This window comes from Cellulophaga baltica (assembly GCF_018861125.1).
GTDB classification, from domain to species: Bacteria; Bacteroidota; Bacteroidia; order Flavobacteriales; family Flavobacteriaceae; genus Cellulophaga; species Cellulophaga baltica_A.
In genome coordinates, this window is the sequence record NZ_JAHKQN010000020.1 from 279,877 (window position 1) to 297,366 (window position 17,490).

Annotated in this window: 18 protein-coding genes; 12 read left to right on the forward strand and 6 right to left on the reverse strand. The window is 30.8% G+C overall.

Annotated features, from left to right (window positions below):
* Nucleotides 1-48 precede the first annotated feature (48 nt).
* Nucleotides 49-1,422, reverse strand: coding sequence for a UDP-N-acetylmuramate--L-alanine ligase (locus KO500_RS11600; protein ID WP_215956712.1), 1,374 nt, complete (start codon nt 1,420-1,422; stop codon nt 49-51).
* 199 nt (nt 1,423-1,621) lie between these two features.
* Here KO500_RS11600 and KO500_RS11605 point away from each other — a divergent pair, with 199 nt between their 5' ends.
* Nucleotides 1,622-4,540, forward strand: coding sequence for an AsmA-like C-terminal region-containing protein (locus KO500_RS11605; RefSeq protein WP_215956713.1), 2,919 nt, complete (start codon nt 1,622-1,624; stop codon nt 4,538-4,540).
* Between the two features lie 86 nt (nt 4,541-4,626).
* Here KO500_RS11605 and KO500_RS11610 read toward each other — a convergent pair whose 3' ends face one another.
* From KO500_RS11610 to KO500_RS17570, 3 genes are all read right to left on the reverse strand, one after another.
* Entirely contained in the window at nt 4,627-7,263 is a 2,637-nt protein-coding gene (locus KO500_RS11610; protein WP_215956714.1) for a glycoside hydrolase family 2 protein, read from the reverse strand.
* 168 nt (nt 7,264-7,431) lie between these two features.
* On the reverse strand, nt 7,432-7,758 hold the full coding sequence (locus KO500_RS17565; RefSeq protein WP_354668438.1) for a lipid A-modifier LpxR family protein: 327 nt from the start codon (nt 7,756-7,758) through the stop codon (nt 7,432-7,434).
* Nucleotides 7,748-8,386 carry a lipid A-modifier LpxR family protein gene (locus tag KO500_RS17570; RefSeq protein ID WP_354668439.1) on the reverse strand — a complete coding sequence of 213 codons (639 nt, stop codon included), beginning with the start codon at nt 8,384-8,386 and terminating at the stop codon, nt 7,748-7,750. Before KO500_RS17570 ends, KO500_RS17565 begins: the two co-directional genes overlap by 11 nt.
* Between KO500_RS17570 and KO500_RS11620 the strand changes: the two genes are divergently transcribed.
* The 10 genes from KO500_RS11620 to KO500_RS11665 all read left to right on the forward strand — a co-directional run bounded on the left by KO500_RS11620 (nt 8,365) and on the right by KO500_RS11665 (nt 14,667).
* The gene (locus KO500_RS11620) at nt 8,365-8,544 is read left to right on the forward strand and encodes a hypothetical protein (protein WP_215956715.1); all 180 of its coding nucleotides are present in this window, start codon (nt 8,365-8,367) and stop codon (nt 8,542-8,544) included. The genes KO500_RS17570 and KO500_RS11620 overlap by 22 nt on opposite strands.
* Nucleotides 8,545-8,613: 69 nt before the next feature.
* Entirely contained in the window at nt 8,614-9,168 is a 555-nt protein-coding gene (locus tag KO500_RS11625; RefSeq protein WP_215956857.1) for an RNA polymerase sigma factor, read from the forward strand.
* 26 nt (nt 9,169-9,194) lie between these two features.
* Nucleotides 9,195-9,479 (forward strand): hypothetical protein, encoded by a 285-nt coding sequence (locus KO500_RS11630; RefSeq protein ID WP_215956716.1) that lies wholly within the window; start codon nt 9,195-9,197, stop codon nt 9,477-9,479.
* 1 nt (nt 9,480) lies between these two features.
* A complete protein-coding gene (locus KO500_RS11635; protein WP_215956717.1) occupies nt 9,481-9,924 on the forward strand; it encodes a hypothetical protein in 444 nt (147 codons plus the stop codon).
* 144 nt (nt 9,925-10,068) lie between these two features.
* Nucleotides 10,069-10,458, forward strand: a complete 390-nt coding sequence (locus tag KO500_RS11640; RefSeq protein WP_215956858.1) for an EF-hand domain-containing protein — start codon at nt 10,069-10,071, stop codon at nt 10,456-10,458.
* Nucleotides 10,459-10,488: 30 nt separating this feature from the next.
* Nucleotides 10,489-10,635 carry a hypothetical protein gene (locus KO500_RS11645; protein WP_215956718.1) on the forward strand — a complete coding sequence of 49 codons (147 nt, stop codon included), beginning with the start codon at nt 10,489-10,491 and terminating at the stop codon, nt 10,633-10,635.
* A 126-nt stretch (nt 10,636-10,761) separates the two neighbouring features.
* The gene (locus KO500_RS11650; RefSeq protein WP_215956719.1) at nt 10,762-12,243 is read left to right on the forward strand and encodes an aryl-sulfate sulfotransferase; all 1,482 of its coding nucleotides are present in this window, start codon (nt 10,762-10,764) and stop codon (nt 12,241-12,243) included.
* A 131-nt stretch (nt 12,244-12,374) separates the two neighbouring features.
* Nucleotides 12,375-12,959, forward strand: a complete 585-nt coding sequence (locus KO500_RS11655) for a Tll0287-like domain-containing protein (protein WP_215956720.1) — start codon at nt 12,375-12,377, stop codon at nt 12,957-12,959.
* On the forward strand, nt 12,960-13,706 hold the full coding sequence (locus KO500_RS11660; RefSeq protein ID WP_215956721.1) for a YoaK family protein: 747 nt from the start codon (nt 12,960-12,962) through the stop codon (nt 13,704-13,706). It begins immediately after the preceding gene.
* Nucleotides 13,696-14,667, forward strand: coding sequence for a bile acid:sodium symporter family protein (locus tag KO500_RS11665; RefSeq protein WP_215956722.1), 972 nt, complete (start codon nt 13,696-13,698; stop codon nt 14,665-14,667). The genes KO500_RS11660 and KO500_RS11665 overlap by 11 nt, the downstream gene beginning before the upstream one ends.
* A gap of 35 nt (nt 14,668-14,702) precedes the next feature.
* Here the strand turns inward: KO500_RS11665 and KO500_RS11670 are convergent, their stop codons facing one another.
* Both KO500_RS11670 and KO500_RS11675 read right to left on the reverse strand, forming a co-directional pair.
* Nucleotides 14,703-15,035: a hypothetical protein gene (locus KO500_RS11670; RefSeq protein WP_215956723.1), complete on the reverse strand. Its 333-nt coding sequence runs from the start codon at nt 15,033-15,035 to the stop codon at nt 14,703-14,705.
* Nucleotides 15,036-15,143: 108 nt separating this feature from the next.
* Entirely contained in the window at nt 15,144-16,451 is a 1,308-nt protein-coding gene (locus tag KO500_RS11675) for a voltage-gated chloride channel family protein (RefSeq protein WP_215956724.1), read from the reverse strand.
* Nucleotides 16,452-16,679: 228 nt separating this feature from the next.
* Here KO500_RS11675 and KO500_RS11680 point away from each other — a divergent pair, with 228 nt between their 5' ends.
* Nucleotides 16,680-17,465 (forward strand): SDR family oxidoreductase, encoded by a 786-nt coding sequence (locus tag KO500_RS11680; protein ID WP_215956725.1) that lies wholly within the window; start codon nt 16,680-16,682, stop codon nt 17,463-17,465.
* Nucleotides 17,466-17,490 lie beyond the last annotated feature (25 nt).

Genomic DNA, 17,490 nt, shown 5'->3' on the forward strand with positions numbered 1-17,490 from the left:
ATTTTTATTATTTAGGGTGTTCTGCAAGTTCTAACTAAATTTATTAGACTACAAATTTGAGTGTCCTTTTTCGATAAAATTCTTTAACTCAATCAAATCTAAACCACCATAGTTACCAGAACTCATTAATAAAACAACAGAATTATGAAGATCTTGTTGGTATAAAAAATCTTTAAATGCTGTAGGTTCTGTCATAATTTTCAAATCATCACGTTGAAAAGCAACTTCAATTTGTGAAGCTGATACTGGTGCTAACTTTTTAATTGCAACAGATTCCGGCACGTAAAAAACTATAGGCAAATCTGCTGCATCCAATGCGCCTTTATATTCTTTTAAAAACTCAGGATTAAAACTACTATAAGTATGCAATTCTAAACATGCAATCAACTTACGGTTTGGAAACTGTTCTTTTACCGCTTTAGTTGTAGCAGCTACTTTACTTGGTGAATGAGCAAAATCTTTGTAAGCAATACAAGAGCTACTTTCTGCAATTTTTTCTAATCGTTTTGAAGCTCCTTTAAATGTAGCAATAGCCTCATAGAAATCATCTTCATCAAGCCCCATATTCTGACAAATCCATTTTGCGCCAGATAAATTACTTAAATTATGCTTTCCAAAAACTTCAATAGGCATAGCTCCTTCAGGAGTTTCTAAATAAGTTTCACCATTTTCAACAGCATATTCCGGTGTTGTATAAGCCAATTTTCTAATTGGATTTTCCGATGCTTCTACAACTTTACAAACATTCTCATCTTCTTCATTGTAAGTTATACTACCACCTTTTACAATACTATCAACAAATATTTGAAATTGCTCAACATAATTATCAAAAGTTGGAAATACGTTGATATGATCCCATGCAATACCACTTAACAAAGCAATATTTGGTTTGTATAAGTGAAATTTTGGACGTCTGTCAATTGGAGAAGACAAATACTCATCCCCTTCTAAGACAATAAAATCATTTTCATCAGTCAAATGCACCATACGGTCAAAACCATCTAATTGTGCACCAACCATATAATCTACTTCACGACCATGGTAATTCAAAACATGTAATATCATTGAAGTAATTGTGGTTTTACCATGACTACCACCAATAACTACACGGGTTTTATTTTTAGACTGCTCGTATAAAAACTCAGGATACGAATATATTGGCAATCCTAATTCTTGGGCTTTTAACAACTCAGGGTTATCTGCTTTTGCATGCATTCCAAGTATAACAGCATCTAATGTATTTGTAATTTTTTCAGGAAACCAGCCAAAAGATTCTGGCAGTAGGCCTTCAGCTTCTAAACGTGATTTTGAAGGTTCAAAAATAACATCGTCACTACCAGTAATACTGTCTCCTTTATGATTTAATGCCAAAGCAAGGTTATGCATTGCGCTTCCGCCAATGGCAATAAAATGTATGTTCATGAATAAAATATTATGCCGTAAAGATAGTAATTGCGATAACTATTTTCAAAAATGAAGCTAGATATTCATTTTTGACTTTTACCTAACTTAAAAAGATACAACTATAAAATATTTACAAATCTTTAAACATATGTTAGCTTAGCGTATTTAAATTAATTTTATTTTTGGCTATTAATTTATCTTAATTAAGCTTCTTTTAATGAAAAAGGCAGTTAAAGGCAAAAGCATCCTTCGTAAAGTAATAACTTGGGTATTAAGTATATTCGTTATTCTTTTAATTAGTCTTTTTGCTATTCCTAGTATTTTTAATGATCTTATTGCTAATGAAATAAAAAAAGGAATCAATCAAAACCTAGAGACTGAACTACAGTTTAAAGATTCAAATATTTCATTTTTCAATCACTTCCCTTCTCTAACTTTTTCATTTGAAAATGTAAATTTATCAGGCTCTAAACCTTTTGAAAAAGACACTTTAGTTGTTGCTCAAGAATTAGGTTTTGGCATCAATGTTTTTAAGCTTATTTTTTCTGACCGTGTTGTAATTAATGAAACTTATTTAACCAATTGCAAAATTACCCTTATGAATGATAAGGTAGGCAATAACAACTATAATATTTATAAAACTAGTGACACAACTACTACTGAAGTTGATAGTAGCGGTATTGATTTAAGATTAAACCTCAAACATCTTAAAATTGAAAATGCTACTGTGGTTTACAAAGATGCTGAGACCGGTATTAGTGTAAGCTCCATTAACTTAAACTACAATGGCAGAGGGGGTATTAAAAATGGAAAATTAAAACTTGGCTCGCAACTAGAAATTGCAAGTATAAATGTTGTTTTTGATAATATTGATTACCTAAGTGGTAAAAAGTTGAAAGCAAAATCGTTAACTATTTATGATACAGAAAATTTTTCTATTGAACTTGATAGAAACGATATTTCATTAAATGATTTAGATGTTAGCTTTAATGGTAAATTAAACATCTTTGATGAAGGTTTTGCGTACGATTTAAATTTTAACAGCGAAGATGGTACTATTCAAGATTTAGTAAGTGCATTACCTCCTAAATATGCCGAATGGTCTACAGCTGTAGAACTTGACGGAGATTTAGATGCCACTTTACGCCTTGCAGGTTATACAGGTAATGTACCAAAAACATCACAATTAAACCTTACTGATGTATCAATAAATATTTATGATGGTACTATAAAACACAATAGCGCAGACCAGCCAATAAAAAATCTTTATTTAAAATTTAAAGGAAGTCTCGAAAACAATTTTATTGATGCTAGTTTAGACAGTTTAAACTTCTCATTAAATAACGAAATCACCAGAGGTAAAATAAAACTTCTTGGTACTACTGATTCATTATACATAAACTCAAACATTACATCAAATATTAACCTAACCACCCTCAATCAGACTTTAAAATTACCTGATTATAATTTTAATGGTGTTTTAGCTACAAATATTAAAATTGATGGCATCTACCAACCATCAGCCTCTCACCTGCCAAAAACAAATGGTAATTTTAAATTATCTAATGGTTTTTTACAAACTTCACATTACCCTGAGCCAATTAAAAATATTGAGCTTGATGCCATTACTGAAAATAATGGCCAAACCTATTCTGAAGCTTCATTAACCATACGTAAGCTAAATTTCAGCTTTCTTGACAACCAATTTACAAGCGCTGCCAATTTTAAGAATTTTGATGACCCAGAATATGATCTTAGTGCCAATGGGTTTATAGATTTTACAACTCTTAACCAAGTAATTGATTTACCGTTAATCATTGAAAACGGTCAATTAATTGCAGATTTAAAATTAAAAGGAAAGCTAAATAATCCGCAAAGCGAGAATATAAATAGTGGAACTTTAGAGGTTAAAGATGTGACGCTCAATACTGAGCAATTGCAATATTCAGTTTTAATTAAAGAAGGTAAATTTGCTTTTTTTAATAATAAAATGGCTTTTTCTAAATTAAGCATTCTTCATAAATCTTCTGATTTAGCAATGGATGGTTATTTTCAAAACTATTTAGATTATGCGTTAATGTCTAAAGGAATTTTGAAAGGCGATGTGAAGCTAAAATCACCTAAAATAGATATCACTGAATTTTTTCCGAAAGAAAAAATAATACAACAAACAGATAGTACCTCAACAATAAAGAAGCTTGAAGAAGTTGCCAGTGGCGTACTACAAATACCCGAAAATATAGATTTAAATTTTCAGGTTAATATTGATTCTCTAATATACAACGCATTAAATATTACTACTCTTGAAGGTCAATTAGCTCTAAAAGAACAAAGCTTATTATTAAAAAACACCACCCTACAAATGGCTGATGGAAAAGCTGAAATTGATGTTGTGTATAAACCCTTAGATACTAAAAAAGCATTATTTTCTATGGATATAAAAGCTACTGATTTTAATATAGAAAAAGGATACAACAGCGTTGCTATATTCAAAGAGTTAGCACCTGCAGCGGCTCAAGCATCGGGTATAATTTCAATTGATTATTCGTTAGCTGGTACTTTAGATCAAACTATGTTTCCTATAATGCCTGAACTTAGTGGTAAGGGAACATTAAAAGCGCATAGCATTAAGTTTGACGGCTACAAACTAATGGGTAAGGTTTCAAAAAAATCTGGTTTTGAAACACTGGATAACCCTGAAGTATCAGAAATTACGATAAATTCAACTTTAAATAATAATGTTTTAAACTTAGAACGTTTTAAGTTTAAAGTACGCCCCTTTAAATTAAGAGCCGAAGGGCAAACGTCATTAGAAGGTGATTTAAGTATCAAAATGAGAATAGGTTTACCGCCTTTTGGACTTATAGGAATTCCTGTTGTAGTAGAAGGAAGTAGTGATGATTTTGATGTGAAAGTAGGAACAAAAACTTCTGACCTTGACACCTTAGGCGATGATACTGAAGACAGCTATTCTGAGGAAGATTTACTACGGATGAACATGTTAAAAGACTCTATTCGCGACGGCATGTCAATAGATGAGATAAATAAAATGCAAGAAAAAATTGAAAGCATACAATTAGATTCACTAAAAACACAACCTATAGATTCGCTTAATGTAAGTATACAAAGTTTGTAACAAAACAATTATAATATACAAAAACCAAAGACTGGCGTAATAATCAGTCTTTGGTTTTTGTTGCTTTATATTTTTAATAAAAATTATTATTCAATCGTTATTATTTCTTTAGACATATTCCAACCCGATATTTCAACCTTCGCATTAATTTTTTCAAGATCATCGTATTCTAAATTTACGATTTTAGTAGCACCAGGAACTAATGAAATATAATTATCGCTATAAAATGTAGGCATAACACGGTCATAAGTTTTTCCATCTAATAGAGAAATTCTATTAAAAAAAGACACTGTATTATTCTTATTATTAGTAATACTAACCTCAACGGTAGTTTTATTCTTCTTTTTCGCAACTACATTTAAGCTTGTATCACTTAATGTCTTCAGTCCTGAATAATTTCCTTCCGCATCAGGAAGCCAATAAAAATTATCATCAATTATATTTTTATCAACATCTAATAACTCAACTGAGATAAAAGCACCCTCATCAACTATTAAGGGTTGTATTTTCTTTTGAAGATTATTAATTAAACGAACGCTTGTTTTTTCAATATTACAGAAGACTTGTAAAAGTATTTTTTCATTTCCTTTCATATCATAAGAGGTAACTCTAAGCATAATATCATATTGTGGTTCAAATGTATTGTTCACTATCATCACATCCCCTTTTATCGCATTATACATAACATGCAAAGGCTCACTCCCCTTTCTTGTACCGTACAAACATGCATTAGGGTCTAAATAATAATCATACATTTGCCCTCTTAGTGCTGTCCATGGGTTCTGAGTTTTCCAGATAATAGTACCCGTATACCAATCCCACATATGCGCACTAAAACCTTCCATTAAACCACGGTATTGATCGTAATTTATCAACTGTGCTTTATTTGCAAAATCTTCCATATCTGTAGGCTTTCCGTATGCATTTATATAATCACGATAACCTATATATTTATGGTAACTCCACACTTTATCCGTTACTCTTTCTTTCCCCTTTATTTCTTGCGGAACTACTTGATTTTCTTCTGGAAGAAATCTTTTTAAAGAAACAGCATCACCTGTACCAACAGAACCTACTTCAGAATTAAATGGCCAGGTACGTTCGTTCCAAAACACGTTTATATTTTGAATTCCGTAAGGTCCATCGCCATTTCCACCTTTAAAATTAAATGACATATCATCAGAATTAGAATAGTCAATAAACCAACGAGTAGTATCTAACCTTGGCAGAATATCTTCTTTTAAAGCATCCATTATATCTGCAGGTGGCGTAATTTCATTACCACCACACCACATTGCAAGTGACGGATGATTACGAATCATTTTCACCATATCTTCTGCTGAAGTAATAAACAATTCATGATCATCTGGGTATTTTCTTCTGGTCCATTGATCTTCACGTTTCTTAGGATCTAACCAACGGCCGTTACCATCACCACTTATCCAGAAATCTTGAATTACCAACATACCATATTTATCACAAGCTTCATAAAACTCAGGGCGTTCTGTTAATGAGCCTCCCCAGATTCTAATTAGGTTTAAATTCATATCGCTATGATAGCGGATTTCAGCATCGTATCTTTTTTTAGATAAACGCAACATAGCGTCTGACATAATCCAATTTCCACCTTTAATAAAAATCTTTTGTCCATTTACTAAAATTTGCTTGCTTCGGGTATGTTCATTCCATTCAGTTTGAATTTCACGAACTCCAAAACTAACTTTTTCATGATCTGAAACTTTTTTCTTGACTGAGAACCTAATATCAATGTCATACAAATTTTGCTCACCATAACCATTTGGCCACCATAACTTAGGATTTTCAATAACAAAATCAGGCAATGAAACTTCAGTTAATGAATTAGCATTTAAAGTAACCTCCTCACTTATATTAATTCCATATAAATCATATTCTAAAAGACCACTTATAGCTTTATCGCTGGTATTCTCAAGTTCCGTTGACACTTTTAATGTAGCAGGTGCTTGGTCTTCATCTGGCATACGTACACCCGGCACTAAGGTTACAACATGAGGATTTTTAATATTTACAACTCCTGTTTTCTCGATAAATACTTTATCCCAAATTCCTGTATTTCTATCTCTAATTGGTTGAATCCAATCCCAACCTGCTACGTATTGAGATGATACATTTTTAGCAATTAAACCATCACCACCTTGACCACCATTTGGATTTCCAACCACATCTACAGGGTGTACTAAAACGGCTAGTCTGTTTTCGCCGTTACCATTTAAAAAATTGGTAACATCAAAAGCTTTTCGCAAAAACATTCCCTTATACGGCTCTTTATTGACCTTTTTACCATTTATAAAAATATCAACACTATAGTTTATACCTCTAAATTTTAACCATACTTTTTCTCCTTTGTTTGCTTTTTCTTTAAAGTCTTTCACAAACCAATACGTATAATAATCACGCCCTGTATCGTAAATATCTTTAATGTCATCATTATTCATTCCGTAAAAAGGATCAGGAACTTTTTCATTATTTAATAAACTTGTTAATACAGATCCTGGCACTGTTGCAGGCATCCAGTCATTAATCGGATAAGATTTTTTAGATATCTCATAACCATCTACATTAGTTTCATTTATAGGATTACAATACCAATTGCTATTTAATTCATACTGCTCTTGAGCATATACAATTGATATTGAAATGAAGGCAATAAGCGTACTTAGGTAAGTTAATTTAGGTTTTTTCATAGGTCTGTTCTGATTGAATTTATATGTTAAATTTTATAAACAAACTTTATAAACAATAACTATTTCGACCAATAACATACTTCAACCAACTAAGGAAAAAAATTATAATACCATACCATTTTTTTAAATAGTAGCTTTTAAAACGCTATAAGCGTAAGAGTTAAAAAATTAAAAAGTAAAACCTGTTTTAACACCACCCCATTTATAAGCTTCACCGCTAGAAAATTCTTTGGTAATTGCGGTACGTGAATATTCAAAATACAATGTTTTTGTTTTCAAAATAACCCCAAAATTCAATTGTCCTGTAAATCGTTCAATACCACTTGGTGAGATAGTATACGAACTCTGCCTATTAAACAAACCACCTTGCAAAGTAGCATCATAACCAATAACATTTAATAAAGGTTGTGCATAAACGTATAACTTAAACCTACTTTGTTTTTGTGAAGATGAAAATGGTGTATTTATAATGCCCAACGTGGTATTAAAACCCATAGATGCATTTGTGAAAAGTGTACCAACTTTGGCATTCATATTTGTTTGAAGAGAAAAAAAAATCTTTATATTTAAATATTTGTTTTTCAAAGCCTAATTCATAATTAATAACAACGTCATTCTCTATTTGATTTTGCCAGCCTAGTGGTATTTTATTACCTGTAGCTTTATGGATAGCTTCTTGCATATCACCACCAAATGCACTTGGACCAATAATTCCTAAACTAAAAGATGAAGTAAACCTGCTTTTACACTCTTGGCTAACTGCAATCATAAAACTCTTAAGCATAATAGCCGCCGCAAACGGCCTATCGCCAAATTGTATTTCAGGAAGGTCGAAATCATGAGGTGTGAACCCTATATGTTCAAGCGCTAAACCGTAATGAGCTTTTACTTTTTCAGGTTTGTAAAATAAATAATTTACAGGGTTATTCTTTAAAAAAGGTGCTACTAATTCAAAACTATAGCCTTGCGTATAGTTTTTATCAGTAGCCGTAAAAAAATCATTATCATAATTGAATCTGAAGTATTTCTCACCTTTAACATCTCTAAAAGAAGCTAAATTATCTATTTTTTGAGCATGAGTATATTGCTGAAATACAATTAATGTTATACAAAAAATCATCATATTTTTCATATTTATTCTTACGAGAAAAAGGCATGACTGGTTTTAATTCTGGTAATTTAGACTCTATAAAAGATAAGACTACGCATTTAAAATTGAGGTATGTCTACGAGCAAAGTGTTAAACATAGAAAAGCTTCTGAATTAAACAAACCTTTATAAATATTGCTATTTTTGACTTTTACAAAAATTTATAATGAAAGTGCTCTTGTACTTCTTTAAAATAAAAACATCGAAAATAAACTCTTACAAAAAATAGCGGAAGGCGATCAAAAAGCTTTACATAGTCTATACCATTTGTACAATAAAAAAGTGTACAATACGGCTTTAGGCTATTTGCAAAACGTTGAAGAATCTGAAGAGATAACTCAAGATGTTTTTTTGACTGTTTTTAATAAAGCTTGTTCATTTAAAGGAAACTCAAAAGTAAGTACTTGGATATACCGGATTACAATTAACAAATCACTCAATCAACTTGAAAAAAGAAACAGAAGGCCTACATCAGACAGAGAATTAAAAGAACATTATAAAATTGATTTTGAACATCCAGGAGTTTTATTAGAACATAAAGAAAAATCAAAATATTTATTTGCTGTAATTGACACGTTGGCAGAAAAACAAAAAACTGCCTTTATCTTAAGTTATGTAGAAAATTTACCTCGCCAAGAAGTAGCAGATATTATGAATACCTCTTTAAAATCAGTAGAAAGCCTATTACAACGAGCAAAATCTAATCTGAAAAAAAAGTTAATTTCAATTTATCCCGAAGGAAATAAAAAAAAATAATGTCTAACTTAATAAATAGGTGAATTATGGATAATAAAGAACAGTGGGCAGGCGACGTATTAAACAGTTTAAGTGGTATTGAAAAAGCAACACCTAATATTGATTTATTCGCTAAAATTACTGCACAATTACCACAAGAAAAAATGGTTAATATTATTCCTTTACAGCGCTTATCGTGGGTAGCAGTTGCTGCATCAATCATTATTGCTGCTAATATTTATGTGTTCTCTAACAAAATCAAATCAACAGAAACTATAGCTTCTGTTAAGACTGAATTAATAAAAGATTATTCGCTTTACACCAAATATTAAGATGAAAAAAGAAAATGTATACAAGCTTATTATAGCTATTCTACTATTCATAAACTTACTGCAATTAGCATCATTTTTATTAGCACCCAAACCGCAACAACACCCTAATGATCGTTTTCAAGATAGAATAATACAAACATTAAATTTGAATGACGAGCAACAAAAAACCTTTCATTCATATGCTAAAGAGCATGCAGAACACATAACTACATTACTAGAGCAACAAACTCAAATTATAAATCAATATTTTAAAAATCCATCGGATGATTTATTACATGAGATTTCAGCTATTGAGTCAAAAAAAATTACAGCAACTGCGCAACACTTTTTTAACATAAAGTCAATTTTAAAGCCTAATCAATTACAGAATTTTGAAGCATTTAAAAAACTTGCTTTGCAACACATTTTAGGAAATGAAGAGCCAAAATCTCGACCTCCTCATTAAATAAATTTAAAACGTAAATAATTTACAAAAGCATCACTTGTTTAAAGTGATGCTTTTTTATTTTAAAAAATTAGGATTAGCCCGAAGGATTTTAAAAAACTAGCTGTCTAACTACATAAATACATCTATAAAAAAATTAAAATTATGAAACGTCAACAAATATATAAAGTTGGATTTTTAGTATTAAGCTTAACACTAGCTACTGCATGTGGTTCTAAAGAAAAGAAAACACAAACTGAACAAACGGAAGTAGAACAGACTACGCAATTAGACGATAGACCTAGCAAACAAATTCCCGGTGAAGACAGACCTGATAGACCAGGACCTGGTGAAGGACAAGGTAGACCAACAATTGAAGAAATGTTCGATGAAATGGATACTGATGATAACGGAAAATTATCTGAGAGCGAAGTTAAAGGTCCTTTAGCTGATGACTTTTCTAGCATTGACAATAATGGTGACGGTTTTTTAAGCGAAGAAGAATTAACAAATGCGCCTAAGCCACAAGGTGGTGGCCCACAAGGACAACATTAAAATAAATATTTACCTCAAATTGAAACAAAAATGAAAAAACAAAGAGTTTTAACAGTATCACTTATCGTTTTAGTACTCACAATATTTAGTGCTTGTAGAGAGCAACATAACAAAGACAATAATAAAAACGGTGATAAACATAAAGGCAGAGCAGTTGTGCAAACCGTAAAAAACTAATAGATTATTTTACAATAGTTTATAATATTCATGATGAAAAAAAAACATGCTATTACAAACTTTTTTTCAACCACCAACACTTTAGATTAAAAAGACCAACAACTTTTAATTCATAAAAATCTAAAAATGAAAAAAAAATCAATTAAAATTATTTTATTATTAGCAGCTATAGTGTTTTTTACAAACTGTGAATCGGATGATTCTGTAACGGAATCGGATGTAGAAGACACTACTAGTACAGATAGTGATGATGACGGAACAACGGTAAACAACTCAGATTATACTGTTGGTTTAATAACTAAAACTGAAGATGTAGCAGATGGTTACACTCTTTTCTCTCCAATTAGAAGTACGAGTACATATTTAATTGATAACTGTGGAGAGTTGCAAAAAAGTTGGTCATCAGACTATACACCACAAGCTGTCTATTTATTAGAAAATGGTCATTTATTACGTACTGCTACTTTAGATGCTGTAAATTCTGAATTTGAAGAAGCTGGAGGTCAAACTGGTCGTGTTGAGTTATTTGATACCGATGGTGATCTTTATTGGTATCATGAGTTTAATAGTAGCACAGAATTTATGCACCATGATGTAGAATATATTGAAAGTACAGGAAATGTTATGGTAATGGTTTGGGAAAAACATTCAATAACTGAAGCTGAAGCTGCAGGTTATTCTGATGGTCATGCGCTTTGGAGTGAGAGAATTGTAGAGCTTGACCCTGATACAGATGAAACTGTTTGGGAATGGGATGCTTGGGATCATTTGGTACAAGACGAAAATTCTGATGAAGACAACTATGGTGTGGTTGCTGATAATCCACAATTATTAAATGTGAACTACGCTTCAGGAGATGCTGAATATGAAGCTGATTGGTTGCATATGAATTCTGTTGACTACAATGAGAGTTTAGATCAAATTGTAATTAATAGCCGTAATTTAAGTGAATTTTTTATCATAGATCATTCAACTACAACAGCAGAAGCTGCTTCTCATGAAGGTGGTACTTATGGTGTTGGTGGTGATATTTTATTCCGTTGGGGAAATCCACAAACGTATGACATGGGTGATGATGATGATCAAAAATTATTTTTACAACACGATGCTAACTGGATTGATTCTAGTTACCAAGATGGTGATCAAATAATGGTATTTAATAACCAAACTGGTTATAATGAGAATATTGATTATTCAACAGTTGATGTTATTGATACTGAAGTTAATTCTGATGGTTCTTATTCTTTAAATACAGATGGTACTTATGGCCCTGATGATTTTACTTGGACGTATGAAGCATCAACAAATACAGATTTTTACGCAGCAAATATTTCTGGGGCTCGTCGCTTATCAAATGGCAACACGATGATTTGTGAAGGTACAACTGGTACTTTTTTCGAAGTTACTTACGCAGGTGAAGTAGTTTGGGAATACATTAACCCTATTGATGAAACTGGAGCTCTTGCACAATACAGTACACCTAGTAAAAACTTTGTTTTTCGTTGTACTAAAATTGAGACTGATTATGCTGGTTTAGATTATATTGAATTAACATCACAAGGTACTATTGAAAGTGGGTCTGATTATACGTGTACAGTTTCTGAATAAGATACAGTACATTTTTCTATAACCAATAGGAGAAAAAATATAAAATGGCGGATAATATCTTTGTATTTAAGGTTTTATTCGCCATTTTTATATTTAATTTAAAGTTGTTCTTATTTTCAAATAACTGTCTTATGAAAGTAATAAAATTAATACTTGTTTTTCTTCAAATGACACTATTGATGATTAGTTGTAAAGAGCCTGTTAAAAAGCAGATACTAACTACAAACAAAGCAAATTATTTAAACAAAGGAAAGTCCATAGCTCAAGCTACACAATTAGTTTTGGGTAAAAATTTAATCAATGCAATAGAAACTAAAGGAATTACAAATGCCTTAGAATTTTGTAATGAAAAAGCTATCCCGTTAACTGATAGCATGGCTATAGTTAAAAATGCAAGTGTAAAAAGAGTATCCGATAAAAATAGAAACAGTAATAATTTTGCAAATGATTTAGAACTAGAATATATTAATCAGGCTAAAATTGAAATTGAAAAAAAAGGAAGTGCAAAGCCTAAAATAATTGAAGATAATAATCAGGTTATTACATACTACCCTATAACAAGTACAGCTATGTGCTTAAAATGCCATGGAAATACCCAAACTGATATAGATAGCAAAACTCTTAAAATGATTAAGACCAAATACCCTAAAGATAAAGCAGTCAATTATTTAAGTAATGAACTAAGAGGTATTTGGGTTATAAAAATGGACAAATAAATGTTCAAACACCAAGGTAAAAATAGATCCTTAAAACATAATTTAAGAATTGCTACAATTTTATCTTTTGTTGCAGGTATTGTAAATGTCACTGGCTACTTATCATTTAAGCAATTAACTACAAATGTTACTGGTCATTTTGCACTTTTCATTTATGATGTAGCTGGTTTAAAGTTTTGGAAAGGAACAATATATTTTCTTTATATCTTTTCTTTTCTTTTTGGATCATTTTTTTCAAGCTTTTTAATCGAAAAGTTTAAAGGGAATAAAAAACTTAACATATTTGTACTACCTACTCTAATTGAGGTTTTCATATTAACTGCAATTGGATTCTTGAGTAATTTTATTGAAATAGTAAATTCAAACCTAATTGTATGTATTTTACTTTTTGCTATGGGGCTTCAAAACTCTTTTGTCACTAAAATATCTAATGCTGTGGTTAGAACAACACATTTAACAGGACTTTTTACTGATTTAGGTATTGATCTTTCTCAATTGTTCTTTATTAAATTACCTGAACAACGAAAAAAAATTAAATCTTCTATTAGATTGAGAATTTACATTATACTTTTCTTTTTTTCAGGTGGATTAATTGGTGGCCTCTTATATTCAAAACTTGATTTAAAATTGAATACTTTAGCATTTGGAGCTCTAATTTTATTTGTCAGCTTATTCTATGATGATTTTAGATATCAATTTATAAAAAGAAAACGAAAATTACATCAAATAAAAAATTATGAAAATTAAGATTGATAAGTTTGTCTTATCTATAATTGCGGTTATTATTATTGCTTATTTCTTTCCAAAATGGGGAACTGCTGACAGTAAAATACCTCTTGATATTATTAGTACTATTGGCGTTTCGCTTATTTTCTTTTTCTACGGATTAAAACTTAGTCCTTCTAAATTAAAAAATGGTTTAAAAAACTGGAAGCTTCATATTTTAATTCAAACATCAACATTTTTAATATTTCCATTATTGGTATTAATTTTCAAACCTTTAATTCAAAATGAAGAACAAGAAGTTATCTGGTTGGCATTTTTCTTTTTAGCAGCTTTGCCATCTACCGTATCATCATCAGTAGTAATGGTCTCTATTGCAAAAGGAAATATTCCTGCTGCTATTTTCAATGCAAGTATTTCAGGTATTATTGGAGTTTTACTTACTCCACTCTGGATGGGTTTGTTTGTACAAAATGCTACAACAGATTTTAATATTACCGATATTTATATCAAACTATTCACACAAATAATTTTACCCGTAGTAATCGGTGTATTTTTACAACGCTTTTTAGGTGTATTTGCTCAAAAATATAGCAAGCAACTTACCTTATTTGATAAATCTATCATCTTACTAATTATTTATAAGAGTTTTTCTAATTCATTTAATGACAAAATTTTTAGTTCTGTTTCTGTTTTAGATTTATTACTTCTCTTTATATCAGTTATAGTATTATTTAGCGTGTTATTCTTTTTAACTGGATTCTTAGCTAAGAGAATGAAATTTAATACTGAAGATCAAATAACGGCTCAATTTTGCGGAACAAAAAAATCACTGGTTCATGGTACCGTTTTTTCAAAAATAATCTTTGGTAATATGGCTTCAATAGGTCTTATTTTGTTACCGCTCATGTTATTTCATACCATACAATTGCTTACTATAAGTGTAGTTGCCTCAAAATTGGCTAAAAAAAATCAAAATTTATAGTCAATTTCCATGTATGTTTTCACTTAAAAAAGCTTTTAATCATTGCACCCACCAACTACTTTTGAAAAGTCATACGATTCTCCACGCTTAAAATATACATATGAATTTTCAACGTGAGTAGTTTCTTTAAATAGAATATAATCATATTCTACAGCAATAACATACATAGTAGTTCCTGGTACTGGATTTAAATTACCGAAAGTTACATTTGCAATTTCAGCCTCTTCAGGCACATTGTTACAATCTTTTATAATTTTAATTTTTGAGATATCTTTTATTATCTGCTGTTCTAGTGTCAGTTTTTCTCCGCAAGAATATGAAAGTATTGATAAGAAAATCACAACTACAATTGTTAGTTTTTTTTTCATTTGGTCTGATATTTTTTAGTTTGAAAATTTAAATTTTTAATAATCGAACAAATTTTTACACTTAGTATTCAAAATAATTGAAGATTATTATTTGTCTTAAAACAATCATTACTCTCTTTCCTCCCGTTCTGCTTCAACATTAGAAAGTAACAATCCCTTTTCACGGTTAAAAAAATTGGTTTTCGGGCTCCCGATAATTTGAGAACCATACACTCCTGAATGTCCTGAAAATAAATAGGCAGTAGCACAAGCAATTGCAATAAACACGCCTGGTTCTATTCCGAATAACTCAATACCCATAACTGTACAAGCAATTGGTGTATTTGTAGCACCTGCAAAAACAGCTACAAATCCCATTCCTGCAAGTAATCCCATTGGTAATGGTACAAACCATATTAAAGCATTACCCAAAGTAGCACCAATATAAAATAACGGAGTTACTTCACCACCTTTAAATCCTGCTCCTAATGTAAATGAGGTTAATAGTACTTTTATTAAAAAATCATATGAGTTCATGTTTTCAGTAAAAGACTCTACAATAGTTGGTACACCCAAGCCTATATATTTAGTAGTTCCCATAAAAAAAATGGTTACAGCTAATATTGCTCCTCCAACTACGGGGCGTAATGGTGGATACTTAATATACTTTTTAAATAAGCTAGACCAAAAATGGGTAGATTTTGAAAATAACATAGCTACTAATCCAAATATAATACCTGCTAAAACTGCCCATAAAAGATTAGCTGGGTTCATTTCAGCAACAGCATCAATATGGTAATGTGTATGGCCTATTCCCCAAATGGTACAAAAGTAATTTCCTAAAACAGCCGCTAAAAAACTAGGTACAATAGCATCTAATCGAATACGCCCAATGATAATTACTTCGAGCGCAAAAATAGCTCCTGCCAGTGGTGTACCGAAAACGGAAGCAAAACCCGCACTAATACCTGCAATTATAATTATTTTTCTATCGCGTTCTGATAGTTTAAACAGGTTAGTAAAACTATCTGCAATAGCACCACCAATTTGCACAGCAGTACCTTCACGACCGGCAGAACCCCCAAAAAGATGGGTGATAATTGTCCCGAAAAGCACTAAAGGTGCCATTTTAAACGGAATTACTTTTTTAGGTGAATGTATTTCTTCCAGTAATAAATTATTCCCTTTTACTACGCTTGTGCCATATAGGTGATATACAATACCAATTATAAATCCACCAACGGGTAGTAACCAAATAATCCACAAATTAGCTTCTCTGTAATTAGTTGCCCAATCTAAACTCCAAAGAAAAAAAGCATTGGCACTACCTGCTAAAGCACCTAAAAGTGTACAGAAAAAAAGCCATTTAAATAGATATAGTAATGATGGTCCTTGCTCAAAAGAGAAAAATAGTTTTTTAATTTTAGCTAGCATCATAGTTCATTACCTAGTGTTTCTCAATCATCATAAAACATAAGAATTTATAGAGAAAACGTTAATTAGTTCGGAGTCACAAATTTAAACGGAATAATTAAAAAGTACTTCAGAATTATAAAAAATCAGCAAAAACCATTCTTTACTTTATTCAGAAAATAGTTTTGATGTATTTACTTACATTAAAATATATCTTTCTTTATTTTTACAAGACACGAAATCTTATACATAATGAACATTTCTTTAAAAGGTAAAAAAGCATTAGTTGGAGGAGCCAGTGGTGGTATTGGTAAAGCAATTGCAATACAATTAGCAAAAAGTGGTGCTAGTGTTACGGTTGTTTCTAGATCTGAAGATAAATTAAAAAATGTTGTTGAAAATCTAGAAACCTCAGAGCATCAAAAACACCAATATTTAGTGGTTGATTATAATAACTATCAGAGCTACAAAACAATTATAGATACTTATTTTGAATCTAATATTATTGATATTTTGGTGAATAATACCCAAGGTCCCGATGCAGGAAATACGTTAAGTAAAGGTGTTACGGATTATCAACAAGCTTTTGATTTGCTTTTTAAAACTACAGTTTACACTACAGAGCAGGCTTTAAAAAGTATGAACAACAATAAATGGGGACGAATTATTAATGTGGCTTCCGTTTCTGTAAAAGAGCCACTTTCGTACTTAGCATTATCTAATACGATAAGAGCGGCAGTAGTTACTTGGGGAAAATCATTAGCTACGGATGTTGGAATTAATAATATTACGGTAAACAGTATTCTTACAGGTTATTTTGATACAGATAGAATTAAAAATTTAAATGCTACTAAAGCGAAGGAACTAAATATTCCAGAAGAAGAGGTACGCAACCAAATGGAAGAAAAAGTATCTTTAAAACGAATTGGTAACCCTGAGGAATACGGGTTTTTAGTTGCTTTTTTAGCTTCTGAAAATGCTTCATATATCACAGGAACTTCAATTCCAATTGATGGAGGCTTATTAAAGTCTATTTAAAAAATTACGTTTTAATAACTTAAAC